Here is a 26113-nt window from a genome sequence, read left to right as displayed (position 1 = left end):
GCGCTCACCAATGCGGTTTTTGCCATTGCACGCCATCTTTCCAGCGGATGACGGCATCGGCGGGCAGGCCAGGAGTCAGCCTATGCTGCGGATTGGCCACCAGATTGAGCTTGACCGCGTAGACCAGCTTGACCCGCTCGTCAGGTGTCTGCACTTCCTTTGGCGTGAACTCCGCGCGGCTGGCGATGTAGCTCACGCGGGCTTCGAACGCGGTGCCGGGGAAGGCATCGGTATAGATCCGCGCCGGCAGGCCAAGCCGCACGCGGCCGATCTGGTTTTCCGGGACATAGACTTTCAGGTACAGGGTGTCCAGGTTCACGATATCCAGGATGGATCCGCCGGCACCGACCACTTCGCCCGGCAATCGCAGGCGCGAGGTCACCACACCGGATACCGGCGCTTTGAGCGCCTGCTCGGCGAGCATCGCGTCGACCTCCCGGACGGTTGCCGCGGCCTGACGCTCCTGCTCCTGAGACTGGGCGAGCACCGTGCCCGCCGCCACGGCGGCAAGCTGCATCTGCTCGGCGCGCACCCGGTCGACCGAACCGCGCGTCAGAAGATCCGCGAAGCGAGCGGCATCGCGGCGGGCCTGAGCCAGCTGGGCGGCCGCACGGATTTTTTGGGCTCCGGCCGAGGCCAGCGCGGCTTTCGCCGCATCGCGCCTCGCCTGCAACTCGGCCGCGTCCAGCGTGGCGACCACCTGGCCGGCGGCGACCATGTCCCCTTCGCCCACCTTGACGCTCGCAAGACGTCCGGGATATTTGCTCGACACCAGAGTCTGGTCGCCTTCAAGACGGCCGTTAGTCTGAATCAGGCCGTCCGGCAACACATGTTGGCGTGCCTGCCAGATTTTGAAAGCGGTTCCCGCCGCCACCAGCACGGCGGCAACAATCAGCAATTTGGTCCATTTCATGCGCAAGGCCCCCGTTTACAGTTCACCGATCGCGCGCTTGAGGCGGAGGATGGCCAGCGCATGATCGAAGCGTGCGTTATAGAGATTTTTTTGGCTGTCGGCCTTCTTGGCGGCCGCCATCAGGACTTCCGTCTGATTGGCCAGTCCGTTGTGATAACGGTCCAGGGTGATGTCCTGCCAGGTTTGCGCCGACTCGAGCGCGGCGCGGGCCACATTCAGCCGCTCGGCGGCATCGGCTTCCTGACTGACCCCGCGCTGCACATCCAGCTGGATCAGTGTCGCCGCGTCATCGCGCTGTTCGGACAGCGCGGCGGCCCGACGCTCCACGCCTCCGGCGCGGGCGCGCACCAGGCCGCTGTCGAACACATCCCACTTCACCCCGACGCCGACCGCGCCAACCCCTTTGCGCGCCAGGTACGGGTTATCCAGATAGGTGTAGGACGCGAAAACCCCCATCTGGGGCATGGCCTCCGCCTTGACGCCCCGGGCCTCTTCGGCCAGCGCCGCCTGCATCGATTGCAATTGCGACAATTCGGGACGCCGCTGCAGGGCCAGTGCGGCCAGTTCGGGGAAACGCCGCGTCTCGCGCGGCAGATCCAGCATGGTCAGTGTTACCGAGGCATCGAGCGCGCGGCCGGTCAGGCGATTGAACGCGGCGCACGCCACCACGCGCGCTTCCCTGGCGGCGATCAGCCGCTGACGGGCTTCGGCCACCGACACATCGGCGCCCGACACATCGCCGCGGGAGACCAGCCCTCGCCGGTAGTAGTTGCCGACATCGCGCCGGTAAGCCTCCAGGGTGGAAAGGTAGAGGGTGGCCACCGAGACGGCCTCGTTCGCGCGAAGCACGTTGACATACGCTTCGGCCACATCGAGACGCAGATCCTGCCGGGCGCGCTCGACACCGTGGCGCGTGGCGCGCTCGGCCTCGCGAGCCGCCCCGGCGAGCCGGTCAAGCCGACCGGCCGTGTACACGGGCAACGTGACCTTCACTTCGGCATTGAACGGATGATCATTGGTCAGGGGCGTTTCAATACGACCGGGAAACAGAGCCTTCACCGGGGCGGGCATGGCCGCGGACAAAGCCGACGTATCCATGACCGCGCGGACTTCACGGTCAAGCTTCTGCCATTGCGCCGACGCGCTGACCTGGGGCCCGGCGGCGGCTTCGGCCGCCTCGATGCCGCGGGCAGCGGCTTCCGCCCGCAAGGTTTCGGCTTTGAGAGATCGACTGGCGTTTTCCGCGCGCTGCCAGGCGTCCTGAAGGGTTTCCGCTGCGACGGGCATGGCGGCCGCGAAACCGGCCACCAGCAACGCCATTCGGCATAGCGGCATAGGGCTGCGTGTCATCGGGTTCCCTAATAAACGTTTGTTTGCTTACGTTCATGATACCCGTTTATGACAATCAGTAGTTGATCCAGATGAAAGACCGTCGGCCGGAAGCCGTCCGGCCTGCCACGGCGGGCGGGTTTCACGCCCCGCGAATGAAGGTGTTCCGGGCGATATGCCCGATCAGATGGGTCGCCGCGGCGTCGACCGTGCCGCCCAGCAATCCGCCGAACAAGGGGGCGCCGCGCCAGGGCGAAAAAAAGCGCGAACCGCCCAGTCGCCCCGCGATCTTTCGGCCGATGCGCCGGTTAACGGCCCAAGCGGTCTTCCCCGCGACTCCCCGGGCCATGCCCGCTGAGAATCTTGACCCTAGAAGCATGCCAGCGTCCTTGAGACCGTCGCTCGCCAGTTCGCCGGCCAGGCATGCGCATACCAGCGTTTTGACCCGCGTGTCCCGCAGGTCGTGCCCGCCCATCGCGGCGATCGCCGCAACCATGCGAACCTGAATGACCATCACCGACAACAGATTGGCCGGCAGCGCGACAGGCAACGCGGGCAATCCGCCAAGCCCCGTCAGAAAACCGGCGGCGCCGGCGCGCGCGTCCTGATGCCGGATCAGCGCGGATACCCGCTCGTCGAGCGTGCCGGTCCTGGCCAGATACTCGTGGGCCAACGCTTCGGCCGACCCGAATCCCGCGATGCCGTCGACCGCCCGGTCGTAGACGCGATCCAGCACCCCTGCCAACCAGCCGCGAGAAGATTGCGCCATGTCTTTGCCTCCTGGAGAACGGGAATCTTGCGATAGTGACCCGCGAACCCGCTGCGCGTCAATGTCACGCGCCGCGCCGCAGCAAGGCATCCGCCGCCCGCAAGGAGAAAGCGTAGATGGAAAGCTGGGGATTGACGCCAAGACTGGTGGGAAACACCGAACCGTCGGCCACCACAAGATTGTGCCATTGCCAATGACGCCCCTCCTGATCGATCACCCCCCGATCGGGAGACGGGCCCATCGGCGCCCCGCCCATGACGTGGGCGCTCACGACCCTCACCCGCAGCGGATCCATCGGCAAGGTCGCGATCAGGGCGCGGGCGGCTTGCCAACTGCGCAGCGGCGGAGCCTGTTCATGCACGGGAAGAACAACGCGCGCGCCGGCGGCGAACTGGATTTCGGCCATGGCGAGCAGACTGCGCCGCAGCCCGTCGCGCAGCACATCGTTGAACGGATAGTCGAGCAACGGCGAGCCGTCGTCGCGCAAGCGCACGCGACCGCCCCGGCTGTCGGGATGAAAACCATCCCGCAGCAGGGCCAGCTGCACATGCAGATTCGGCAATCGCGCCATCATCGCCGCGAAGGCTTCGCCGTGCCCGGGCAATGTCACCGCCATCAGCAGCGGGTGCACCGGCGGCACCTCCAGCTTGAAGCCCAGCGGCCCGTCGATCGGCTCCCGATGCAAAAAATGATCGGAATAGACAGTCTGCGGCGCGCCGTTGAAGGCATCGACGCGCGCATCGAAGAGCGCGCCGGACAGGGCGACCGGATGCAAAAAGGTCCGGGCGCCGGAAAGACCGGACGGGTCGGGCGCCCCGCTGCGCAGCAGAATGGCAGGGGTTCCGACGGATCCCGCCGCCAGGATGAAATGGCGAGCCACGATGCGCACCCGGCGCCCGGTCGGCCGCATGCCATCGATGCCCAGCGCCACCCCCAGCGCGGCGCTGACGCGGTCATTCGCCGCATTGCTCTCGAGCCGCTCGATTCTGACCCGGGTCAGCAGTGTCGCCCCACGGGCCAGCGCGGCGGGGATCGCCGTCACCAGCATCGACTGCTTGGCATTGGTCGGGCATCCCATCCCGCAATACCCGAGATTCCAGCAACCGCGCACATTGCGGCGGATGCGCCGGCTGGGAACGCCGAGGGCCCGGCAGCCCTTTTCCAGCAGGGCGTTGTTGACGTTGGGTTCGGCCGCCCAGTCGGTCACGCCAAGGCGCGCTTCGGCCCTCGCGAAGAACGGCGCGAGCGCGTCATCGGTCAGTTCGGACAGACCATGGACGTCGCGCCAGTGCCGCAAGGTGTCGGCCGGCGTACGGAAACAGCTGGTCCAGTTAACCGTCGTTCCGCCACCAACCGTGCGCCCCTGCAAAACGGTGATTCCCTTGTCGGCGGTCTTGCGCGCGGCGCACTCCTGATAGAGGGACGGATAGGCCTCCCGTTCGCGCAACAGGAATTCCCGGGAGGTTTTCAGTCCACCCTCTTCCACCAGGATCACCTTTAGCCCGGCCAGCGCCAGCCGCTCGGCCATCGTCCCCCCGCCCGCGCCGGAGCCGATCACCACCGCGTCGGCGGTCAATGGCAGATCCTTGTCGAGCGTGGCGCCGTCGACAATGCGCCAGGCGCCCGCGGCCGGGGCATGATAGGGATCGGGCAAATGATTCTGCGTCAACGGATGAACTCCATGATGGTTCCCGGAGGCTGATAACCGATACGCGCCCAGCTGGCCGGATTGCCGTACCAGGCGGCGCAAAGCAAGGCATGCAAGGCCTGGTATCCGGCGCGCAGCAAAGCGAAACGACTCGCGCGCCAGGCATCCAGAAAGCGGGCAACATCGGCGGCGCCCGCCAGCGACCATGGACTCGCGATACCGGCGAGCCAGCGCCTCCCCCAGGGGTGACCCAGAATGTCGAGAAGCTGACGGACTTCCGCCCGCACCGGGGCGGACAGCGCGAGCACCGCCTCGTCAACGCCCTCCACCACGGCGGCGACGGGCAAACCCGGCACCCCGAGCATCACTGGAGCGATGACGGCCAGCACGGCCGCGTCGCGAGCCGTCAACCATGCCGCTCCGTGCGGGCGGGGCCCATGCCGCTCCGCCTCGGGCGCGGCGAGAAACGCGACACCCGCGAGCAACAGGGCACCGGCCGCTCCCGCCTTGATGAACTGCCGCCGGGTCGCCACCTCAACCTCCGACCATCAAGCGCACCAGCCAGCCGGAAAGCCGTCCATAGGGCGCGCGCGTCATCCAGGTCATGCCCAAACGGCTTTGCACGAACACCGGCTTGAGCTTGGAGAAGGTCAAAAATCCATCGTAACCGTGGTAATGGCCCATGCCCGACGGCCCGACCCCGCCGAACGGCAAGCCGTCCTGCGCCACCTGCATGACCGTATCGTTGATCGCCACGCCGCCGGAGAGGGTTTGCGCGAGCACCCGATCCACCGTTTCCTGGCGCCGGGCGAACAGATAGAGGGCGAGCGGGCGGGGGCGCCGGTTCACGTAGTCGAGCGCCTCGTCGAGGCTGTCGTAGCCGACGATGGGCAAAATCGGCCCGAAAATCTCCTCTTGCATCAGCCGCGCCGAATCCGGGCAGTCAAGCACGAGATGCAAGGGCATTTTGCGTCCTGTGTCGGGTTCGCCGGCAGGATCGACGCGCTGCACATCGGCGCCCGCCGTGCGCGCCTCCTCGAGCCAGTCGGCCAGGCGGCGATACTGGCGATCGTTGATGATACAGGTGTAATCGGGGTTGTCGTTACGCCTCGGATACTGCTTGGCGAAGGCCGACTTGAGTTCGGCGACCAGCGCGGCCCTCTCCTCGTGCGGCACCAGCACGTAATCGGGCGCCACGCAAATCTGGCCGGCATTGAGCAACTTCCCCTGCACCAGGGATGCCGCGGTTTTTTTCAGGTCGGCGCAACGGGACACGATCACCGGCGATTTGCCGCCGAGCTCCAGGGTAACCGGCGTCAGGTTCGCCGCGGCGGCACGCATCACATGGCGTCCGACCGCCGTCGAGCCGGTGAACAACAGATGGTCGAACGGCAGCCGGGTGAAAGCCTCCGCGACATCGACCCCGCCGTTCACAACCGCAACCAGACCATCGCCGAAATAGTGGCGGCACAACCGTTCCAGAAGCGCCCCGGTGCGCGGCGTGAATTCCGACATCTTGATCATGACCCGGTTGCCGGCGGCGAGCGCCCCGACCAGCGGCCCGAACGCCAGGAACAGCGGAAAATTCCAGGGCACCACCACGCCGATCACTCCGAGAGGCTGTGGCATCACGCGGTTGCGGGCCGGCATGAACCATTGCGACACTGGGCGCCGCCGCGGTGTCATCCACCCCTTGAGCCTGCCGGAGGCATAACGGATTTCCTCGAGCGTGGGAAAGAGCTCCGACAGCTCGGTTTCCGTGGCGCTGCGATGTCCGAAGTCGGCGCAGACCGCGTCGATCAGCGCCTGACGGTTTTCCAGTACGAGACTGCGCAACTGGCGCAACCGCTCCTTGCGCGCTCCCGCCGACGGAAACGCATCGGCGGCAAACCCCGCCCTGAGGCGTTCGAGCACTGGCTCGAGCGCCATGGCGGCCTCGTGGTTGTCTGGGCGTTCATCCATATGTGTTATCCTCGAGGAGATGGATAGGGTCGGTCTTACCGTCACGGCAAACACACGTTTGGAGCGCAAGCTCTAATCGAGAATACCATCGCGTTTATCATTTGTCATCGCCGGATCATGCCATGTTGATCAATTTCTTTTTTGCCTTGCGTGACGCAGACATCCCCGTTTCGCTCAGAGAGTTCCTGACGCTTCTGGAAGCGCTCAAGCGCCAGGTCGCGTTCGGCAGCCTGGAAAGCTTTTATTTTCTCGCGCGCACCTGCCTCGTCAAGGACGAGCGCCATTTCGACCGCTTCGATCGCGTATTTGGCCATGTGTTTCACGGCGCCGAACTGAATCTCGAGGATCTGGCACGCGAACTGCCCGAAGAGTGGCTGAAAAAACAAATCGAAAAATATCTGACCGACGAAGAAAAGGCGCGGATCGACGCGCTCGGCTACGACAAACTGATGGAAACGTTGCGCGAACGCCTCAGGGAGCAGCAGGAACGCCACCAGGGTGGCAACCGCTGGATCGGCACCGGTGGCACGAGCCCCTTCGGCGCCTTTGGCTACAACCCCGAAGGCATCCGCATCGGACAGGACACTTCGCGTCACCGCCGCGCGGTGAAGGTCTGGGACAAACGGGAATTTCGCAACCTTGACGACAGCGTCGAACTGGGCACCCGCAACATCAAGGTCGCCCTGAAGCGGTTGCGCGAATTCGCGCGCGACGGCGCGGCAGAAGAACTCGATCTGGAAGCCACGATCGGCGCGACCGCGAAGAACGCCGGCCTGCTGGACATTCGCCTGCGTCCGGAAATGCATAACGCGGTCAAGGTCCTGGTGCTCTTCGATATCGGCGGTTCGATGGACGATCACATCCGGGTCTGCGAAGAGCTGTTTTCCGCCGCGCGCAGCGAATTCAAGCATCTTGAGTACTATTATTTCCACAATTGCGTCTACGAAACCGTCTGGAAAGACAACCAGCGGCGTCACGGCCACACACTGTCCACGCTGGAGCTGATCCGGACCTACGGGGAAGACTACAAGTTGATTCTGGTGGGCGACGCGACCATGAGTCCGTACGAGATCGCCTACCCTGGCGGCAGCGTGGAGCACATGAACGAAGAGGCCGGCGCGGTCTGGCTTGGCCGGCTGCTCGCGCACTTCCGCCACGCGATCTGGCTCAACCCGGTCGCCGAAGGCTATTGGGACTATACTCCGTCGGTGAAAATGATCCGCGAGCTGATGGGGGATCGGCACTATCCGCTGACACTGGACGGCATCAACCGGGCCATGAAGCACCTCAAGCGTCCCCGCGCGTGAGCGGTTAGTGAAAGTCCGCTTCAACGGTAACGGCATAGGATCACGGGTCATTCCGCCGCATGCGGGCAACGACACCAAGGATCTCCATGACCGTTTCATCCTCTTTGCCACCCACTCGCCTCGCCCGAAGCGACGCGGCCTCCCTGATCAAGCACGACGATGAGCGGACGGGGCTGTTCGGCTGTTTTCTCGACCTGTTCCGCAGCGCGGAAAAGAAAGAACAGGCCGGCAAACTCTATCAAGCCCTTCACGAACACAAGGAAGCGGACTTTCGCGGATACCGCGATACCGGTTTTCTTCCCCTCGTCCGTTTCTGCCTGATCCGGGATCTGGCGGCGCCGGAACAACGCGATGCGTTCACCATCACACAGGATGGCGACACAACCCATTTCCGGATCGACGGGAAAACCGTCTTCAAACACGCATTTCCCTCAAACGTCATCGATGCGCATGCCTTTTTGGCCAACAAAGGCAACAACGGCACGTTGCCGGCAACCTCCGATGTCAAAACGCTTATCGATCACTACGCCGCGATGCGGATCCAGCGCCGCTTCCGCGCGTTCCGCACCATGTTGTGCCAACGGCGCGAGGATGCGGCAAAACGCGGAGAGACCTTCGCCAAAACCACGGGAAGCGACAACAAGACCTATTACTTCAATGCCCTAGCCCCCAAGAGCCGGGTCGTTTACGCTCCCGGAACGCGTCCTCAGGCCGTGCTGAAGGGCGGATTCAAACACGTCACCGGTATGGACCGTCGATTTGTCGCACTGGCTCCGAATTCGCCCGGGGACACCTTCAACCTTTCCGGTCCGCAACCCGCGCTACCGGAGCTGGCCACCCTCTATTCGCCGACGGTCGTCGAGAATCGCGTGATGATCGTACGCAATGCCGGCAGGGAATTGTGGGAAGACATCGCCAGGAACATCATTCACGGCAGCGGCGAATTCCGCCAGGCCCTGCTCGATTTGCGGGCTCTGCACAGACAGGGCTTTTACCTGACCGACGTCAAACCGGAAAACCTCGCCTTTGACGGGCAACGGATCAACTTCATCGACACCGACGGGCATGTCCACAAAAGCCGTTTCCCCGCAAAAGTCATACACAGCCCGGCCTATACCACGCTGACTCTCTACCTTGGCCAGTGCGACACGGAGCAATCACCCGCCCAGCGCGAATCCTTTTTCCAGACCACCGACGAGTATGGACTCCTGATGGCGATGATAGGGGCGACCGCCATCAGCCCGGAGATCCGGGACGCCTGGTGGAACAGTCATGATCCTTCCACCGACCTCACCCGGCTGGGCGCGATGAATGATGCGAACAAGGCCCATTTCGTCGGCTGGATCGCACGACACGGCAAACCCGAGCACCACGAAAATCTCGTTGCCTTGCTGACCCATCCCGCCAGGTTCGCGCTTGACCGGCCCGCGGGTCTTCACCTGGCCGACATGCTCAAGGCGACCGGATAAACAAACCGGGGCCGCCGATACGACAACGCCCGCGGGAGCCAACCCGCGGGCGCCGGCAAAGCGCTCAAACGCCATTACCTTACATCGCCGACCGGAAAATCCCCATGATTTCTTCATGACTGGCCTGGATGGGGTTGGTGAACCCGCACGCATCCTTGAGCGCGTTGGTCGCCAGCACCGGGATATCCGCGTCCTTGACGCCAAGGTCGGTCAGGCCGGCGGGAATACCGACATCGGCGGACAGGCGGCGGATCGCGGCGAGCGCCGCATCGGAGGATTTCTCGGTTTCGCCGAGCGCCACGGCGACATCGACGAGCCGGTCCGCCGCCGCGCGCGCGTTGAAGGCCTGCACGTGCGGCAACAGCACCGCATTGCACACGCCGTGCGGCAAATCGTAAAACCCGCCCAACTGGTGCGCCATCGCGTGCACATAGCCCAGCGACGCATTGTTGAACGCCATGCCGGCGAGAAATTGCGCGTAGGCCATCTGCTCGCGGGCCTCCATGTCGGCGCCATCCTTCACCGCGCGGCGCAAATAGCCGCTGATCAGCGAAATCGCCTTGAGCGCACAGGCATCGGTGATCGGCGTGGCGGCCGTCGACACATACGCTTCCACGGCATGGGTCAACGCATCCATCCCGGTCGCGGCGGTCAAGCCCGGCGGCATGCCGGCCATGGTTTCCGGATCGTTGACGGACAGAATGGGCGTGGTGTGCTTGTCGACGATGGCCATTTTCACGTGGCGTGACTCGTCGGTGATGATGCAGAAACGGGTCATTTCGCTGGCCGTGCCGGCCGTCGTATTGATCGCCACCAGCGGCAATTGCGGCTTGGCCGATTTGTCGACGCCCTCGTAGTCGGCGATTTTGCCGCCGTTCACGGCCACGAGCGCGATGCCCTTGGCGCAGTCGTGCGGAGAACCGCCGCCCAGGGAGATCACCACGTCGCACTGATTGGCGCGCAGCAGGTCAAGCCCGGCCGCCACGTTCGCGGTGGTGGGATTGGGCTTGACGCCGTCGAACACGAAACCACGGATATCCTGATCCGCCAGCAGCCGTACCACCTTGTCGGCCAGCCCGGCTTTGACGATGCCGGCGTCCGTCACCACCAGCGCCCGTCGGAACCCCAGATCCTTCATGCGCGCCACGGCATCCGCGAGGCTGCCGGCGCCCATCAGGTTCAGGGAGGGAATGTAGAAAGCGGTAATCGTCATGGTAAGTCTCCTTTTTGAATGTCAGAGCTATTTGTGGGTAGATGGTGCGCCTCCCGCCCGTCGCCCATATTGAGCGGCATCAAGAGTTGTCTCCACGCTCGCGACCGTCCCCCCTCGCTTTCCTGATTCGGATTCGTCCGATTAATTGCGTTTCCAAGTCCCCCTAAAGTAGCGGACATCAGATCGCGGACCTCTTCGCCGATCTGCTTTTTCTCCAAGACCAAGGAACCCAACGACTATGTTCTTCCGCAAAAACGCCGTACAACACGCCATCGAATCCAACGACGCTTCGCTGAAAAACCAGCGCGGTGTCAGCCTTAACGAATTCATCCTGTACTCCGGTCTCGCCGCCCTGGCCATCGCCGCCACCCTGGCCGGCTATCAGGTCGCCAAGTCGTCCAACGACTACAACAACATCGCCGACGGCATGACCCGCACCAAGGCCCAGCTGATGACCGCGTTCAGCAGCGGCGTGAACACTGGCGCCAGCTTCAACAACCTGAAAGCCTCGCTGCCGGCCGAATGGAAGGTCGATGCAACGACCAAAATCGCTGGTGCGGGCCCGATGAAGGGCGTCAAGTTCGACCTGACCCCGGACGCCACCGACAGCACTCTGCTGACCCTGGACATGGCCAACGTACCGCAAGACATTTGCATGAAGGCCATTCCGATGCTCGGTGGTGGCTGGAATGCGGCCTCCAAGGTCGGTTCCGCGACAACCATCGTCGACGCCAACGGCAACCTGCAAGCCGGCTCGATTGCTGGTGGATGTACCGATGCCACCAACAATACCGTCGACTTGGCTTTTAACATCTAAATCAACGCCGCCCCCTTCCCGCCAGTTGTTCGGCGGGGCGGGGGCCGTTTTTTTGTGCTTCAAGGAACGGCCGACCATGAATTTCCTCTATGCGACCGGTATCTCGGGACTGGTGCTGTGCATCGCGCTGATCATTTCCGGCGCGATTTCGCAGCGCGGCCTTGCCACGGCGCATCTGAACGCCGTCACCGCCCGTGAACAGGCCCTCGTCAGCGGTTTTCAGACCGTGCTGGACGGCTATGAGGAATGGGTCAACAACGACGTGAACGGTCAAGCGGCCGGCATCGCCACCGCCGACACCGCCACACAGACCAAGCTTGCCGGACGGCTCGCCGATGCCTGCGCGCACGAGAGCGAATCGCTGGCCCCCGGCCAATTGCCCGGAGGGCAGGCCGTGTGCCACCTGCCGAATATCGTCCCCGGCGATCTGGGCTGGACAACCCAGGCCTACCCGGGGCTGGATGGCGTAACCGCCAAAATCTTCTTTTATGCGGCGATCAAACCAGGTTCCGGCGTGCCCGATGCCGCCGCCCTGATCGCGGCGCTCAAACCGAAACTCGAACAGAACCTGTTCGCCGGGATTTACGACCCGGATCGCGACACGCTGACCGATCCGACGGCCGACCCCGCTTCCGACCCGGCCTCCGCCACCTACCCGCACGCACTGCCGGCGACACTGACCGCCCAGTTCCAGGGAGAGGTGCGGACAGGCCAATCCATCATCGTGATTGTCAAGGAGTACTCATGACACTACGCAACACCTACCGATCCCTGATGGGGGCCCTGATAACCGCCCTGCTGCTGCTCGCGCCCACCCTGTGCCGGGCCGATACCAATGTGGCCGAATGTTTTCAGGCGGCGGCCCAAACCTACCAGATCGATCCTTATCTGTTGCTCGCCATCGCCCAGACCGAGTCCGGACTGCACCCGGACGTGGTGAATGTCAACCGCACCGCCGATGGCCGCCGCGCCTCATTCGACATGGGCCTCATGCAAATCAACAGCGGATGGCTGCCGCAGTTGCAAAAGTACGGCATCACCCGCGCCAGCCTGATCGAGCCATGCACCAACATCCGGGTCGGCGCGTGGATTCTCGCCGGCCTGATCCAGAAACACGGCCATGTCTGGGAGTCGATCGGCGCCTACAACGCGTCGTGCGGCGGCAAAAACCAGACCACCTGCCGCCGTCTGCGCGACCGCTATATCCGCAAGGTCGCCACTCACTACGAATGGATCCGGCAACGCCGGCCATTCTGAGCCAACCCGCTTCAGGAGCCGCCATGCAATCCCGACCTTCGCGACAGCAGGGTTCCATTCTGCTGGAAACCGGACTGGCCATCGGCCTGATCGGTCTGGCCGTCGTTGCCGCCTGGCACATGATCGGCGACGCCCATCATGAATCGTCCATTCAGCATCTGGGCCAGTACCAGCAGCAGGCCGGCAAAACGATGATCCGCTACCTGCGCGCCCGCTACGCCGATCCGGTGTGGAAGACCGCCGCGGCGGCGAACGCCGCCCTGGTCGTCCGGTTCGATCCGTCACAGGCCGCGTCACCGGCACCGGTCTATCCGCAAACGGGACCGAACGCGATCGCCCGGATCGGCCAGGACCTCCTGCCGCTGGGCATGCAGGCGAACGGCCCGCGCGGCGCTTCGCCGTGCATGGTGGTGTTCGGGGCGGACACCACGGCCAACCTGCCCTTGCGCGGCATCATGATCACGCACCTTAACGCCACGTCCGACGCCGACCTCGAACTCGCGGCCCGTCTGGCCGGGCCCACCACGGGCGTCGTGCATGCGGATGCGCACGGCAAGCTCTCGGCCAGTTCTGGCGCCGGCGGCTGGGCGCTCGATGATTTGGCGCACCTGCCCGGCACGGCCGCCTGTTCCGCGAGTCCCGGCGACCTGATTTCGGCCTTCGCGGTCACGCAAAGCGAAATGGGCACGCCGGAGAGCGCACTGTGGCGTGTCAAGGACGGTGCGCGCCCCCAGCACAACGCCATCGACACGGTCGAATCCGGAGAAAACCACAGCGGCCTAGCCGTCATCGATCCGGCATCGCCGGGCACCGCGCTTGCCCGCCTGGACGACAGCGCCATCGAGCACGCCCGGTTCGTCAACCTGACCGGACAGGGCGCCATCCCGTCTTTCGGCTCTCTGCTGCAAACGCAGTCCGTCACCGCCGGCAATACCACGGCCGGCAACCAGCGTGTTCAATTCCTGCCCGACAACGGGGGAAGCGGCAATCTCATCCAGAATCCCGACGGCCCGCTGAGCCTCTACGCGGACGGATTTGTCGGCTACAACAACGTGTCGGCCCGCTCCGCCCAGGGACTTGGCGGACATCACTTCCCGGGGGCCACCGACACGGCCGGCGCGCAAGGCGCGCTGCCCGGACTGTCGCTCAGCGGCTTCCTGCAGCTGGGCACGCTGCCGGCCGCCAGCCAGTTTCCGACCCTGTCCGCCACGCGGCTGGCCGGCTTCTTCATTGGCAACAACTGGACCTATGCCTCCGACTGGAGCAGCACGCCCAAGCCCGTCGCCTACCCCGATCTGCAGCCTTACATGCTCGGCCGCACGGTGGTTGGTCAGAACGACTACAACGAAGGCCGCGGGCTCGATTCCACGCTGAACCCGGCCAATGCCTACTGCGACCAGGCCGGCGTCGGTTCGATCATGATGTTCCCCAACTCGCCGCAGATCGCCGTGTGCATGCCCGGAGCGCCGGACGGCCACATTTCGACCAGCAATTATCCTTACACCAAGACCAGCAATTACGACAAACCGACCTGGCAATTCATGCTGGTGCTGGGCACCCCCTACAACCCGTCGCTGCTGCCGCGCGCGCTGGCCTGGTCGACATGGGCCTCGCGCCAGGAGCGTCAGGCGCTGCCGTTGTTGTCGGCCTATTCGCCGGGCGAGCGCGACGAGCCGGGCACCGAATCCGCGCTGAAGCTCCCGGAGCAATACAGCAAGCACGGCGGCCCGCAAAAAGACGATGCCTACGAAAACGATTGGCTGGCCGGCGCGACCAGCGCGATTTTCAACCACAAGTTCGTCAGCATCCTGGCCGAGCCGGATGGCGAACACACCCTTGACAACATTTGCGACGGCACGTCTTGCACCAACCACCCCAGCCAGACCACAGGAGTTCCCCTGCCATGAAACCGCCGGGCACGCATTCGAATCAAACGGGCATTTCCCTGCTGGAAGCGACACTATCGCTGAGTCTGATATCCCTGATGCTCGCCGGTGGCGTGCGCTGGGTGCACGACTCGGTCAGGGAGCACAAGGCCATGACCCTCGCCCGGCAGCAGGGCCGGCTGGTCGAGGCCGCCAACGATTACCTGCGCCAGCACATCAAGGATGTCCGCTTCCGCCACAACGCGCCGGGAACCTGGGTTGCCGTGCGACTCGGGGGCAACGAAGCGCCGTTCCTGAGCGCCGCGAACCCCGGCTGGGGCCGCATCGACGATCGCAGACCTGGCCTGGCGGGCCTGAGCCGCGGCAATACGCAAAACCGCCAGGTCTGCCTGATGGTTCAGCCGGCCATCTCGGGATTGCCGCTAAGAGCCATGCTGATGACGCGCGGCAATGGTCCAGCCCCGGATATGGAGCTCGCGCGCCGGGCCGCGGCGATCGCCGGAATGAATACCGGTGTCGGCACGGGGCGCAATGCGGTCGATGGCGGCGCCTGGAAAGCGGCGAGCCTCGACACGCTGATCGCGCCGTCCAGCTACCCGAACACAGCCTCGGCCGGCGGCTGCGACGCTTCGCTGGCGGTGGACCAGGGCGACCTGGTCACACCGCTGGTCGTCAATGCCGATGACGGCGACGTGGTATCGCAAGACTTCCTGCTGCGCGAAACCGACCCGACAGCGCATCACATCGGCAACCACTTCGAGACCGACGAATACCTTGCCGACACGGCCTCCGCCCCGGCCGCCAACGCCCTCGTCGTCGAACACGGCGATGCCGCCGCGGGCACGCGCGGCGAACTGCGCCTTGATGGCCAGTCCCTGACCACCAGCAATTACGTACTCAAGGCCAATCAGGCGATCGCCGACTTCGCCCTCGCCCTGGTCAATCCGGACGCGCCTTTCGCCTCGTCACAGCCCGGCGACGCCGCGGGCAGCGTCGACACGCGCGTGCGCACACGTTCGCTCGTCACCGGCAACGGCGGCCTGTATTTCAACCGCTACCGCAATGCGGCGGACGGACTGCCCGGCGACGCCATTCCGTTTCTCGCGCCGGCCCTGAATCTTGCCCAGCCCGGCGCCGGCGCGGATCCGCTCACCGCCACCTTGCCGCGCGTTCGGGTCGACAGCCTGCTGCGGCTGATGGGACCGACCGATGCCGATCAACTGGCGCTCTACAACTACCCGGATGTGTACTACGACTATGGCCGCTACCTGTGGAACCGCAATGAAATCCACAAGCGTCCGGCCGGCCTGAGCGCGCCGGGCGACTTCACCCTGCGAGGCATGGCGGGACCTTACGCCTTCAATTCCTATTACCTGCCCACCATGAGCGACATTCTCGATACGCCGAAGAAACAGTCGGCCGCCATGCCGACCTACAAGGACAAGAATATGGATATCACAGGAACGGACACCACATTCGCCCACTCGCCCGTTTCCGGCGTGCCCTGCCAGCCCAGCGGATTGCTGACCCTGCTTGGCGAGTATCGGGACGATTCCTCGGGTCGCCAGACCGGCTACCGGGACAGGGGGCAGACGGACCCTGACTACACGGCCGCCGCGCTGGCCTATTGCGCGCGCCCGTCTCGCGACCCGCTCGATACCGCGCCGTCGACTTGGTACTTCCCGCTGGTCAGCCGCGAACCGTTCAACCCCGAGCAGATCAGCTGGATGCTCACCCAATTGAACGATCCGGCGGTCAGCGCGAAAACCCTGTGGGATCCGAAGAAGAGCTCCTACCACTACTCCATCAGCTATGGCCAGAAATCCAGCCAGACCGATCGCGCCAAATTCGGCGTCGCTTCGGAAAACGCCCTGAACCGGAACCCGGATCTGGTCGAAAAGGGCGACCTTGACTGGACAATGGCGGATTTTCCTGCGCGAAAGGGCGATTTCAAATGATGACACCGGCTGCGATTCCTTCCCTGCCCTCCCGACACCAGCGAGGCATGAGTCTGATGGAAGTGACCCTGGCGCTGGCGCTGACCTGCGGCGTCACCGCGGTCGCTTATCACATGCTGGCGACCGGCCGCGACGATGACAAGGCGCGTCAGCTGGCATGGCAACAGCAAACACTGGCCAAGGCGGCGCGCCGCTACATGGTGGACAACTATGCGGCGCTCCACGCCTCCTCCGGCATGGCGGCGTTCACCGAGGCCACCGACAACGCGCCGTCCGTGCGCGCCATCGCGCCGTCGCGCTACCTGCCGCCGATGATGCCGGCCCGGAACAGCGCGGGACGCAACAGTTGCCTGTTGATGTCTCCATCCGCCGGGAACCAGCCGCTCAAGGCCCTGCTGATCACCCGGGGCCCCGACGGACAGACACCAGACCGGGCGCTCGCCGAAGCGGCAGCCCGCGCCATGTCCGAATCGACAGGCGTAGTCACCGGGCTTGCCGGCAACCGTTTCACCGCCACGGCGGGCGACGGCACCTGGCAAATCACCGTCACCCAGCCCGCCTACGCGAACGACGCCAGCGACGGCGGATGCGCGGCCATGCTCGATGGACAGCGACTGACCCTCGCCCAGGGCGATCTTGTCACCAACCTGACCGTCGACGACCCGGGCATCGACAATGCCTCGCAAGCCTTGTGGCGTGTGCAGGACACCTCCGCCCCCCCCGGCGCCAACCAGAACACCCTGCTAACCACCACCACCGTCCGGACGGATGCGGACGGACAAGGAGAACTGGCGTTCTACCCGGGCACGGCGCCGGACAGCGGCACCGCGACGGCGAGCACCGACCTTGGCACGGTGCTGCCGGACGCGACGCACCCCGAGTCGGGCCGGACGCCACAGCTGCACTCCCAGGACCTCTTGTCCGTGGACACCTCGCCGGGCAACGGCGGCACGCTTCGCCTCCCCGATGCCGACCAGTACCGGGGATTGCGGATCAGCACCGACACCTCGTCCGTGGAATCCGGTCTGACCATGTTGAGCAACGCCGTATTGTCCTGGGGCAACCAGCCACTGGTGTTGCGCGGCGGGAACGCCAACCCGGCCACTCCGCCGGTGGTGATCGTGCACCCCGGCATTCGCATCGCGCCGGCGGAAACGCAGGGACGGGATCCCGCTTCGGGGTTTCGTGACATCGGCAAGACCCGGATTCTGACCATCGGCAATGTCTGGAAAGACTACGACCAGGTGCGGGCCACCGACCTCGCGCGCTGGAGAACCGACACCCCGGCCTCGGCGATGGAAATGGACTATGCCCCCTGCCCGACTTCCGAATGGGGAACCCTGTTGCCGATCAAGGACACACCGCAGGTGGCCATCTGTTTGCCGTCGTTGTCGCCGAACACGGTACCAACCGCGGGCAGCCTGAAGAACCAGCTCACCGGCCGCTGGTATTTCCTGGCGATGAGCACCATCCCGTTGAACAGCAAAGACGTGCGTGACGGCGTGCGCTGGATGGCCAGTTCCCAGCTGACCGGTATCGGCAACCGCGGCATTGATCCGGACGGTTTCCTGGCCAAACCATCCACCGCGATCGCCGCCATACCCGGCCGCACCCCCGCCAACGAAGAACTGTGGAGCCTCAAAGGCGCGCCATTGTGGCCGGTCCGCATGAAGAACGACAAAGGATATGACGAATGAACAAATTCAACTATGTGCTCGCCAAACTGGCGTTCGGCAAGAAAATCCGCCTGGATTTCTACGAAATGCTCGCCGACTTCATGGCCGACGGAGTATCGATGTCCACCGTGCTGGAAAAGCTCTGGGAGCAGGCCTCCGACCGCGGCAAGAAGCCCGGTGAGGGTCTGGCGATGGTGTACCAGGACCTGCTCGACAAGCTGCGGCTCGGCCTACCGTTGTCCGAGGCGCTCAAACCCTGGATTCCGTCGGAAGAAACCGCGATGATCGCGGCCGGCGAACGCTCGGGCAACATGCCGGAAACCTTGCGCATGCTCACGCACATCAGCATCTCCAGTTCGCGGATGACCAGCGCCATCATGGGTGCGGCATCTTACCCGATCGTGCTGTTTCTCATGGCCATGATGCTGCTGTGGTTCTACGGTGTGCAGGTCATCCCCGCGTTCGAAAGCTCGCTGCCGCCGGACAAGTGGACCGGTCTTGCCCGCGCGCTGTGGCTCGGGGGCGCCTTCGCCCGCGAGGACATGTGGTGGATGCTCGGCGGCATGGGAGCAACGCTCGGCATCATCATTTACACGCTGCCGCACTGGACCGGAAAGGTGCGCAAGGCGCTGGACAATGCCCCGCCCTGGGCGTTCTACCGCATGAAGCTCGGCTGCAGTTTTCTGATGTCGCTCAGCGCGTTGATGGAAGCCGGGGTGTCCATCGATGAGGCGCTGACCATCATCCAGGCCTCCGGCGGGAAATGGCTGAACGAGCGCCTGTCCGCCATTGGCCGGGAAGTCCAGCTCGGCGTGGAATTCGGTCAGGCGATCATGCAAAGCGGCTATGACTTTCCCAGCCGCCGAGTCGTCGACCTGCTGGAAATGTATTCCCAGACCTCCGCGCAGGGCGAAGCGCTGAAAAAGATCGCCTTGCGCTGGATCGACGACAACATCGTCTCGATCCAGAAAATCGGCAAGGTGCTCAACCTCCTGGCCATGCTGGTGGTGACCGCCGTGATCGGCCTGATGTATCTGGGCATGTTCGCGCTGCAGCGTCAGGTTCAGCAGGCGCTGACCGGCAATTGACCCGCGTGGGCTCCGGAGCCGGAAGGAATCGCGATTATCGATCATCAGACGCATGCTTAGCTGTTTTTCGGGCCGCCCGCGGGCGGCCTTCGCATTTTCCGCATTCCGCACCCCGGAAAAACAGGTTTAGGAATGCTCCGATTCAACGCAACCCTGTCCGACGCGACACTAGCACCATCACGGAAAACCCCAGTTTCAGGAGCCCATCCACCATGAGACCCGATTCACTTACGGCCAGTCTGTCCGTCGCCGCCATGTGGCTGGCGCTGTCCTGTCAGACGGCCGCAGCCGCCCCGGCTCTCGCCGCGCCCCAGGCGAGCGCGCCGGTCGCGCAAGCCCTGCCCGCCGCGCCCGCGACGGCCGGCGACATCGACATGAGTCAATCCCGCCTGTGGACCATCGACGCCGATCAGGTTTCGGTGGAAGACGTACTTGGCAGTTGGACCCGGCAAGCGGGCTGGACCCTGAAATGGGACGTGCCCTACAGCCTGAGCATCCACGCCACGGCCTCCGTGCCGGGCACGCTGCCCGAAGCGGTCGCCAAACTGCTTGACGGCGTCCATTCGACGGACGACCCGATCGCCGCCCAGTTCTACAAGGGCAACAAGGTTCTTCGCGTGTTCGTGGAATGACCCGCGCACGCCAACTTTCCTGACGAATCACGAGACAGAAACCCATGAAATACTCACTCGCCGGCGCATCGCTCATCGCCGCCGTATTGTCCGGCTGCGCCGCACCGGGCCTGCAACAGCGGATCGATCAAAACACCCGCACCGCCGAAGGCCTGATGCAAGGCCAGGCAAGCAAGGTCGATGCGTCCACTCTGCTGGGCGGCATGGTCAGCGTCAAGAACGGCCTGTTCCTTGATGATCACCAGAGCACCCGGCGTCCCGCTCGGATTCCCGCGCTGGAAAACCGTGTTGAATTCAACCGATCCTTCTCCAGCCTGCAGTCCGTCGCCGATCGCGTCACTCAATTGACCGGCATCGCCGTTCGCCTGGCTCCCGAAGTGGAGAACAGCGCCGACGCCGCGCCGGCCCTGCCGATGGTCGCCACCATCTCGGCCGGCAGCGCGCTGCCCGCCCCGAATGGCGCCATGCCGGCCGGCGACGGCGGTTACAGCATCAACTTCAGCGGCCCTCTGAGCCAGTTCCTCGATGACGTCGCCGCGCATTACCACGCCGCCTGGGACTACGATGGCCGCCAGATCAGCTTTTACAAACTGAAAACCCGCGCCTTCGACATCAGCGCCCTGCCGTTCCAGGATTCCGTCAGTCTCAACATGGACCTGACCCCGGCCACCACCGACACCGATGGCTCCACCGGAGGCACCGGCTCGTCGTCGACCAGCTCGGGCTCCTCCGGTTCCAGTAACTCGTCCTCCTCGTCGTCCACGTCCGGTTCGTCCGGCACCACGGACAGCACCACGGGTTCCACGGCCAAGATGGACATCAACAAGGAGTTGATGGACACCGTCAAGCTCATGCTCAGTCCGTCCGGCAAGGCTTCCCTGTCGCCGTCGACCAGCGAATTGACGGTAACGGATACTCCCGAAGCCCTCGACCGGGTCGGCAAACTGATCACCGCCCTCAACAACAAGCTGACCCGCCAAGCCATGTTCAACGTCCGCGTGTACTCGGTGGAAACCGACCGTGAGGATGACCTGAGCGTCAATCTGGGCGCCTTGCTCAAGGGCCGCGGCCTGAACGTCAAGCTCGGCGGCGGCGGGTATTCGATCGGTTCGACCATCGCCCCCCCGGCGCTCACCTTCTCGTCCGGCAGCGCGTCGGACAACACCGCCGTGTTCAATGCCCTGAGCACCGAAGGAAAAACCACGCTGGTGACATCGGCGACCGTGGTGGCGATGAACAACAAACCGGTACCGATCTCGGTCTCGCATCTGATTCCCTACGTGTCGTCGGTCTCCTCGCAAATCTCCCAGGGAGACAACAACACGGTGATTCTGCCTCAGATCCAGACGGCGTACGCCAACAGCGGCCTGACCATGCAGTTGATGCCGTCCATCAGCAATCACCGTGACCTGCTGCTGCATCTGGCGCTGAACATGAGCCGGGTGGAAAGCATCAAGTCCTTCGACGCCAAGGCGGTGAGCACCGACACCGACAACGGCAAGGACAAGAAAAACGCCGGCGATGGCACGGCCAATCTTGGCACCACCGTCAGCATTCCGGAATTGACCCAGCGGCAGTTGCTGCAGGAAGTGCGCCTGCACTCCGGCGAAACCCTGTTGCTTACCGGTCTTGACCAGCAAACCGACAACACCAGCCAGAACGGCGTCGGGACCCCGGGGTTCCCGCTGCCTGGCGGAGGACATCAGTACGGCACCATGCGCGATGTACTGGTGATTTCGATTACTCCCGTCGTGATGTGAACGCCATGACCGAAGGCCAAATTCAACTGTTTCGCTACAAGGGCAAGCGTTTTGCCACCGGGCTTAGCTGGATGCCGGTCGCCAACGATGTCGCGACGGAGGAGCAGGCGCTGCAACGGGCCAGGGAACTGGCCGGCAATCTGCAGCCCGCGCCCAACCGCCATGTCGTGCAGAACGATCCGAAAACACAACGCCCGCTCGCGGTCGGTCTGGGACATCTGAAAAGCGGAACCGCCCATTCGCTGGCGCTGACGCTGATGGCCGGTATCGCCAAAAACGCCCCGGCGCGCAGCTGGATGGCGCTGATCGCCATCCCGGGCCAGGAAGACCAGTTCGCCTTCGTCGCCGTGCTCAACGACGCGGTGATGCCCGGCTCGGACCGCCTGTTCCAGTTCGAGGACGCGCTCGACTGGGCACGCCAGCGGCTCAGCCTCGGTGTGTGGGACGCGGTCTTCGTCGATACGCGTTTCATGGGCGAACTCGACGACCCGTCCGTTCGCGAAGCGGATCTGGACAGTCTGCTGACCGGCATCAAGCCGGGCGAGTGGCCGAAACTGCAAAGCCCGAGCCGACGCTTGCCGCCCAAGGTGCGCAAATACGGGCCGATCGGCATTGCCGCCATCGTTTTGCTGGGCGGAGGTCTGACCGGACTGCATGCCTGGCAACAGCATCTGGCGCAACAGCGCGCCGCGGCGCAAGCCGCCATCCATCCGCCGCCACCGCCCAAGCCCTGGCTCGCCACGGCCGGCGCCCACACCGTGCTGCTCGAATGCGTCAAGGCGCTGAGCGATGCGCCGGTTACCCGCGGCGGCTGGAGTTTTGACAGTCTCGACTGCCATCTTGCCAACCGTACCTTGACCACGACAGTCAAATGGAAACAGGGCAAGGGCGAAGTGGCCGACCTGCTGCACGCCGCGCCCGGCGCGGCATTCGATGCCAAAAAGGGACTCGCCAGCCTGACCACGAAGGTCACGCTGCCCGCGCGCAACGATGACCCCCGTGTGTTCGATACCGTCTCGGCGGCCATCCGACTGGACGACATCGGCCAGCGTTACGGACTCACCGAGCTGACGAGCAGCGCCGATGTGAAGAACGGACTGGCGAGGCTCGGCAAGGGCCCGGGAAACATCCGGCCGCAGCAGCCCAACAGCCGGTTCAAACCGTTCAGCCTGAAATTCGTCAAGCGCGCGCCACTCTTCACGCTGTCGCAGCTGGACACGCTGTTCGCCGGACTTCCGGGCCTGCGTTTCGACGACATTCTGGTGGACCGCACCGGTCAATTCACTGTGACAGGAAAACTTTATGCCTACCAATAACCGCACCACGTACCGCCTGATCGGCGGTCTTCTGGCCGCCTCCATCGCGGCCACGGCCCATGCCGCGGCTCCCGAACCCAACACTCCGCTGCCGCCCCCGGGCGCCTCCGGTCAACTGCTGGATCAGGGCAACCAGATCGACTACCAGATCCGCAACCTGCAGAAGGAACTGCAAAAATCCGACCTGGAAAACCAGTTGGTCAAGGCTCAGGCCAGGCCCACGGATGCCGCATCGAGCCTGCCCAGGGTCAAGGCCATCGAAGGGTTCGGCAGTCACCGCCTGGCGACACTGGTCTATCCGGACAACAGCGAGACGCTGGTTCATGCCGGAAGCGCGCTGTTCGACCAGTGGAAAGTCACCCGCATCGATTTCGGCCGCGTCGTGGTAAGCCGCAAAGGGCACAGCGCGACACTGACCAATATGAATGGCGTAGCCGCCGACACTCTGTAACTGATAAGGATGCTGAACATGAACCACCTCGATGTGCAAGGCGTATTGTCCGGGCAACTGCAAATCCTCTCCGACGAATCCGGTCCGGCCTACGAGTTTCTGGACCGCTCGCTGGACGATGCGCTGTGCCTGCTGTCCGACGGGCGCCTGCTGATCGATGTGGGCCACATGAACGAACCGGGCGTGTACCGTTTCATCGAGACGGTCCGCGCCCGTGAACTGGTGCCGGATGTCCGCCTGGTTCCGAGCGATCGCAGCCAGATCGCCACCATCCGCCAGGCGCATACCCTGAGCCAGGCCAGGTCGGACAACCGCATGGCGAACTCCATCAGCGCGGTCAACAGCCCGTCGACCAGTTCGGTGCAGCAGTCCGTCTACAAGATGCTGGTCGATGCGCTGGACAAACGCGCCAGCGACATTCACATCCGGGTCGGCGAAACCTGCCAGGTGCTGTACCGCATCAACGGCGAGATCCAGCAGATCCAGACCCCGGAAAAATCGCGCATCGAAGCGATGTGCCGCTGTCTTTACGCCACGATGTGCGATGTCAGCGAAGCCGACTTCAGACCAAACGAAACCCAGGACGCCAAGATGTCCCGAAGCTTCCTGCCGTCCCGATTGTTTGGTGTGAGGGTGGCGACCGCCCCCCAGGTGGGCGGATTCCTGATGGTGCTGCGGCTGTTGTACGCCAGCGGCAACACCACCCCCTCCCCGGAAAAAATCGGTTTTCAGCCCGAGCAGCTGGCCATTCTGGAGGAACTGACCGAGGCGCCCGCCGGCATTACCGTGATTGCCGGCGGCACGGGTTCGGGCAAGTCCACCACCTTGCAATGCCTGCTGGCCAATGCGCTGACCCTGTCCGACGGCAAGCTGTCGGCCCTGACGGTGGAAGATCCGCCCGAATACCCCATTCCCGGCGCGGTGCAGATCCCCGTCAGCAACGCGTCCAACGAGGAAGAGCGGCGCGCCGCCTTCGCGCGGGCGATCAAGGCCATGCTGCGGCTGGATCCGGACATCTGCATGATCGGCGAAGTGCGCGACGGCGCGTCGGGCAGTCTCGCCATCCAGGCGGCCATGACCGGCCACCAGGTGTGGACCACCATCCACGCCAACAGCGCCACCGGGGTACTGGCGCGTTTCGCCGATCTGGGAGTCGACCGCCATCTGTTCGCCGATCCCGAGATCGTGCGCGGGCTGGTGTTCCAGACCCTGATCCAGACGCTGTGCCCGCATTGCAGCCGGCCGTTCGACCCGACGGGCCAGGATGCGGCCATCGGCGATGCCCCGGCCGGACTCGTTCCCTTCCTCGCCGGACTGGTTGCCCGTCATGAAGGCGACATCCGGCTGCGCGGAGACGGGTGCGAACGCTGCAAGGGCAAAGGCATCACCGGACGGGCATTACTGGCCGAAGTCGTCAGGACCGACGCCACGATGATGCGGCTCTTCCTCGAGAGCGACAAGATCGGTCTGGCCCGCCACGTTCACGCACGGCCCAACTATCTGTCGCTGGCCGATGTGGCCATCCGCAAACTTTTACAGGGAAGCATCGACCCGCGCGACGCCGTACGCAGCGTCGGGCGCTTTTTCGAGACACCCGAAGCGCGGGAACGCTGGCTTGACGCCGCGCCCCGGGCTTGAACGAATCAACGATTACAGACATTGAACCAGGACCACGACCATGATCATCGAGACGACCGAAAACCGCGCCTGCCTTGCCGACCTTGAATTCATCGATATTTACGTCGGTGCCGGCATTTTCGACGTGAAGATTCCGACACCGCAAGGCATCGTGCGCCAGAACGTGCCCGAACGCTTCCTGCCAGCCGCCCATGAACTGCTGGAGCGTTGTCTCGAGCGCCTGGCCCAGATGAACACCCCGGACTTCGCGATCCAGTTCGATGGCGTCATGTTCCGCAGTTCGCAGATGACGGATACCTTCGGTGAGCGCTTTTTCGTGTTGCGGCGCATGCCCAAGATCGTCAAGACCTTCGACGACATCGCGCTGCCGCCCTGGCTGACCCGCATTCTTCTCGAACCGGATCTGCGCGGGCTGGTGGTCGTCGCCGGCGAAATGGGCACCGGCAAGACCACCACGGCGGCCGCCACCGTACTGACGCGCCTGCGCGATCTGGGCGGCGTGGCGCTGACGCTCGAGGATCCGCCGGAGCTGAACATGCACGGCATTCACGGCAAGGGCCGCTGCATCCAGGTCGCCGTCACCGCGGAAAACGGTGGTTACCGGCAGCAGATGGTGCGGGCGATGCGATCGGCCGCCGACATCATCATGATCGGCGAGATCCGCGAAGAGGAGGTGGCATTCCAGGCCATTCAGGCCTCGCTGAACGGCCACCTGGTTATCTCCACCACCCACGCGGGCGATATCCGCCAGGCCATCGAACGCCTGGCCACCTTCGCCCGGCCAAGGGTCGAAAACGTGTCCGAACTGCTGTCTTACGGTTTGACGGCCGTGATCCATCAGGAGTTGCACCGCCGTCCGGACGGCAGCGCCATTCCGAAGGTTTCCGTACTGTCGATGTTCGGCAACGAAGGGCAAAGCGCCCGTTCCAGCCTGAGGCAGGGCCGGACCGACCAGTTGATCCACGAAATCGAGATGCAGGCTCGCCGGCGCGTCGCCGGCTCGCTCGCCGCCACACACTGACCG

The 26113-nt window shown here is 64.4% G+C and carries 22 protein-coding genes; 15 read left to right on the top strand and 7 right to left on the bottom strand.

All coding sequences use genetic code 11. The features are described from left to right. Positions 1-4: 4 nt before the first annotated feature. The 6 genes from JNO50_RS09005 to JNO50_RS08985 form a co-directional block, all read right to left on the bottom strand. Positions 5-913, bottom strand: a complete 909-nt coding sequence (locus JNO50_RS09005; protein ID WP_189534883.1) for an HlyD family secretion protein — start codon at positions 911-913, stop codon at positions 5-7. Positions 914-928: 15 nt separating this feature from the next. Then, positions 929-2263: a TolC family protein gene (locus tag JNO50_RS09000; protein ID WP_189534885.1), complete on the bottom strand. Its 1335-nt coding sequence runs from the start codon at positions 2261-2263 to the stop codon at positions 929-931. Positions 2264-2384: 121 nt separating this feature from the next. Then, positions 2385-3011, bottom strand: coding sequence for an EcsC family protein (locus tag JNO50_RS08995; protein WP_189534887.1), 627 nt, complete (start codon positions 3009-3011; stop codon positions 2385-2387). A gap of 64 nt (positions 3012-3075) precedes the next feature. Beyond that, positions 3076-4680 carry a GMC family oxidoreductase gene (locus JNO50_RS08990; protein ID WP_229804736.1) on the bottom strand — a complete coding sequence of 535 codons (1605 nt, stop codon included), beginning with the start codon at positions 4678-4680 and terminating at the stop codon, positions 3076-3078. Beyond that, positions 4677-5192, bottom strand: a complete 516-nt coding sequence (locus JNO50_RS18985; RefSeq protein WP_229804740.1) for a twin-arginine translocation signal domain-containing protein — start codon at positions 5190-5192, stop codon at positions 4677-4679. Before JNO50_RS18985 ends, JNO50_RS08990 begins: the two co-directional genes overlap by 4 nt. A 1-nt stretch (position 5193) precedes the next feature. Continuing rightward, positions 5194-6621: a coniferyl aldehyde dehydrogenase gene (locus JNO50_RS08985; protein ID WP_189534891.1), complete on the bottom strand. Its 1428-nt coding sequence runs from the start codon at positions 6619-6621 to the stop codon at positions 5194-5196. Positions 6622-6743: 122 nt separating this feature from the next. Between JNO50_RS08985 and JNO50_RS08980 the strand changes: the two genes are divergently transcribed. Further along, positions 6744-7928, top strand: coding sequence for a vWA domain-containing protein (locus tag JNO50_RS08980; protein ID WP_189534893.1), 1185 nt, complete (start codon positions 6744-6746; stop codon positions 7926-7928). Between the two features lie 86 nt (positions 7929-8014). Next, entirely contained in the window at positions 8015-9397 is a 1383-nt protein-coding gene (locus JNO50_RS08975; RefSeq protein WP_189534895.1) for a hypothetical protein, read from the top strand. 79 nt (positions 9398-9476) lie between these two features. On the opposite strand, the gene yiaY is transcribed toward JNO50_RS08975, so the two are convergent. Further along, positions 9477-10610: an L-threonine dehydrogenase gene (yiaY, locus tag JNO50_RS08970; RefSeq protein ID WP_189534898.1), complete on the bottom strand. Its 1134-nt coding sequence runs from the start codon at positions 10608-10610 to the stop codon at positions 9477-9479. Between the two features lie 238 nt (positions 10611-10848). On the opposite strand from yiaY, the gene JNO50_RS08965 reads away from it, so the two are divergent. From JNO50_RS08965 to JNO50_RS08905, 13 genes are all read left to right on the top strand, one after another. Further along, positions 10849-11427: a type 4 pilus major pilin gene (locus JNO50_RS08965; protein WP_189534900.1), complete on the top strand. Its 579-nt coding sequence runs from the start codon at positions 10849-10851 to the stop codon at positions 11425-11427. 76 nt (positions 11428-11503) lie between these two features. Next, positions 11504-12175 carry a hypothetical protein gene (locus tag JNO50_RS08960; RefSeq protein ID WP_189534902.1) on the top strand — a complete coding sequence of 224 codons (672 nt, stop codon included), beginning with the start codon at positions 11504-11506 and terminating at the stop codon, positions 12173-12175. Then, on the top strand, positions 12172-12684 hold the full coding sequence (locus JNO50_RS08955) for a lytic transglycosylase domain-containing protein (protein ID WP_189534903.1): 513 nt from the start codon (positions 12172-12174) through the stop codon (positions 12682-12684). Before JNO50_RS08960 ends, JNO50_RS08955 begins: the two co-directional genes overlap by 4 nt. A gap of 23 nt (positions 12685-12707) precedes the next feature. Further along, on the top strand, positions 12708-14591 hold the full coding sequence (locus JNO50_RS08950) for a hypothetical protein (protein ID WP_189534905.1): 1884 nt from the start codon (positions 12708-12710) through the stop codon (positions 14589-14591). Next, a complete protein-coding gene (locus tag JNO50_RS08945) occupies positions 14588-16528 on the top strand; it encodes a hypothetical protein (RefSeq protein WP_189534907.1) in 1941 nt (646 codons plus the stop codon). Before JNO50_RS08950 ends, JNO50_RS08945 begins: the two co-directional genes overlap by 4 nt. After that, a complete protein-coding gene (locus JNO50_RS08940; RefSeq protein WP_189534909.1) occupies positions 16525-18225 on the top strand; it encodes a type II secretion system protein in 1701 nt (566 codons plus the stop codon). The genes JNO50_RS08945 and JNO50_RS08940 overlap by 4 nt, the downstream gene beginning before the upstream one ends. Next, a complete protein-coding gene (locus tag JNO50_RS08935) occupies positions 18222-19292 on the top strand; it encodes a type II secretion system F family protein (protein ID WP_189534911.1) in 1071 nt (356 codons plus the stop codon). Before JNO50_RS08940 ends, JNO50_RS08935 begins: the two co-directional genes overlap by 4 nt. Before the next feature lie 212 nt (positions 19293-19504). Continuing rightward, positions 19505-19924 carry a TcpQ domain-containing protein gene (locus JNO50_RS08930; RefSeq protein WP_189534913.1) on the top strand — a complete coding sequence of 140 codons (420 nt, stop codon included), beginning with the start codon at positions 19505-19507 and terminating at the stop codon, positions 19922-19924. Between the two features lie 44 nt (positions 19925-19968). Next, a complete protein-coding gene (locus tag JNO50_RS08925; protein WP_189534915.1) occupies positions 19969-21684 on the top strand; it encodes a secretin N-terminal domain-containing protein in 1716 nt (571 codons plus the stop codon). Between the two features lie 5 nt (positions 21685-21689). Next, positions 21690-23000 (top strand): type 4b pilus protein PilO2, encoded by a 1311-nt coding sequence (gene pilO2 / locus JNO50_RS08920; protein ID WP_189534917.1) that lies wholly within the window; start codon positions 21690-21692, stop codon positions 22998-23000. Then, positions 22987-23451 carry a type IV pilus biogenesis protein PilP gene (pilP, locus tag JNO50_RS08915; RefSeq protein WP_189534920.1) on the top strand — a complete coding sequence of 155 codons (465 nt, stop codon included), beginning with the start codon at positions 22987-22989 and terminating at the stop codon, positions 23449-23451. Before pilO2 ends, pilP begins: the two co-directional genes overlap by 14 nt. 18 nt (positions 23452-23469) lie before the next feature. Beyond that, the gene (locus JNO50_RS08910) at positions 23470-25089 is read left to right on the top strand and encodes a GspE/PulE family protein (RefSeq protein WP_189534922.1); all 1620 of its coding nucleotides are present in this window, start codon (positions 23470-23472) and stop codon (positions 25087-25089) included. A gap of 40 nt (positions 25090-25129) precedes the next feature. Further along, complete coding sequence (locus JNO50_RS08905) at positions 25130-26110, top strand: ATPase, T2SS/T4P/T4SS family (protein WP_189534923.1); 981 nt, start codon at positions 25130-25132, stop codon at positions 26108-26110. The last annotated feature ends 3 nt before the right edge of the window (positions 26111-26113 follow it).

It is taken from the genome of Paludibacterium paludis (genome assembly GCF_018802605.1).
Classification (GTDB): domain Bacteria; phylum Pseudomonadota; class Gammaproteobacteria; order Burkholderiales; family Chromobacteriaceae; genus Paludibacterium; species Paludibacterium paludis.
This window is presented reverse-complemented; position numbering and strand designations above follow the sequence as displayed.

What these genes read in the sequence shown, in the direction of transcription:
- pilP (WP_189534920.1), top strand. Translation starts at nt 22,987, where the DNA reads ATGCCTACCAATAACCGCACCACGTACCGCCTGATCGGCGGTCTTCTG.
- JNO50_RS08980 (WP_189534893.1), top strand. Translation starts at nt 6,744, where the DNA reads ATGTTGATCAATTTCTTTTTTGCCTTGCGTGACGCAGACATCCCCGTT.
- JNO50_RS08995 (WP_189534887.1), bottom strand. Translation starts at nt 3,011, where the DNA reads ATGGCGCAATCTTCTCGCGGCTGGTTGGCAGGGGTGCTGGATCGCGTC.
- JNO50_RS08910 (WP_189534922.1), top strand. Translation starts at nt 23,470, where the DNA reads ATGAACCACCTCGATGTGCAAGGCGTATTGTCCGGGCAACTGCAAATC.
- JNO50_RS08955 (WP_189534903.1), top strand. Translation starts at nt 12,172, where the DNA reads ATGACACTACGCAACACCTACCGATCCCTGATGGGGGCCCTGATAACC.
- yiaY (WP_189534898.1), bottom strand. Translation starts at nt 10,610, where the DNA reads ATGACGATTACCGCTTTCTACATTCCCTCCCTGAACCTGATGGGCGCC.
- JNO50_RS08930 (WP_189534913.1), top strand. Translation starts at nt 19,505, where the DNA reads ATGAGACCCGATTCACTTACGGCCAGTCTGTCCGTCGCCGCCATGTGG.
- JNO50_RS08935 (WP_189534911.1), top strand. Translation starts at nt 18,222, where the DNA reads ATGAACAAATTCAACTATGTGCTCGCCAAACTGGCGTTCGGCAAGAAA.
- pilO2 (WP_189534917.1), top strand. Translation starts at nt 21,690, where the DNA reads ATGACCGAAGGCCAAATTCAACTGTTTCGCTACAAGGGCAAGCGTTTT.
- JNO50_RS08925 (WP_189534915.1), top strand. Translation starts at nt 19,969, where the DNA reads ATGAAATACTCACTCGCCGGCGCATCGCTCATCGCCGCCGTATTGTCC.
- JNO50_RS08960 (WP_189534902.1), top strand. Translation starts at nt 11,504, where the DNA reads ATGAATTTCCTCTATGCGACCGGTATCTCGGGACTGGTGCTGTGCATC.
- JNO50_RS09005 (WP_189534883.1), bottom strand. Translation starts at nt 913, where the DNA reads ATGAAATGGACCAAATTGCTGATTGTTGCCGCCGTGCTGGTGGCGGCG.
- JNO50_RS08965 (WP_189534900.1), top strand. Translation starts at nt 10,849, where the DNA reads ATGTTCTTCCGCAAAAACGCCGTACAACACGCCATCGAATCCAACGAC.
- JNO50_RS08905 (WP_189534923.1), top strand. Translation starts at nt 25,130, where the DNA reads ATGATCATCGAGACGACCGAAAACCGCGCCTGCCTTGCCGACCTTGAA.
- JNO50_RS08950 (WP_189534905.1), top strand. Translation starts at nt 12,708, where the DNA reads ATGCAATCCCGACCTTCGCGACAGCAGGGTTCCATTCTGCTGGAAACC.
- JNO50_RS08975 (WP_189534895.1), top strand. Translation starts at nt 8,015, where the DNA reads ATGACCGTTTCATCCTCTTTGCCACCCACTCGCCTCGCCCGAAGCGAC.
- JNO50_RS08985 (WP_189534891.1), bottom strand. Translation starts at nt 6,621, where the DNA reads ATGGATGAACGCCCAGACAACCACGAGGCCGCCATGGCGCTCGAGCCA.
- JNO50_RS08945 (WP_189534907.1), top strand. Translation starts at nt 14,588, where the DNA reads ATGAAACCGCCGGGCACGCATTCGAATCAAACGGGCATTTCCCTGCTG.
- JNO50_RS09000 (WP_189534885.1), bottom strand. Translation starts at nt 2,263, where the DNA reads ATGACACGCAGCCCTATGCCGCTATGCCGAATGGCGTTGCTGGTGGCC.
- JNO50_RS08940 (WP_189534909.1), top strand. Translation starts at nt 16,525, where the DNA reads ATGATGACACCGGCTGCGATTCCTTCCCTGCCCTCCCGACACCAGCGA.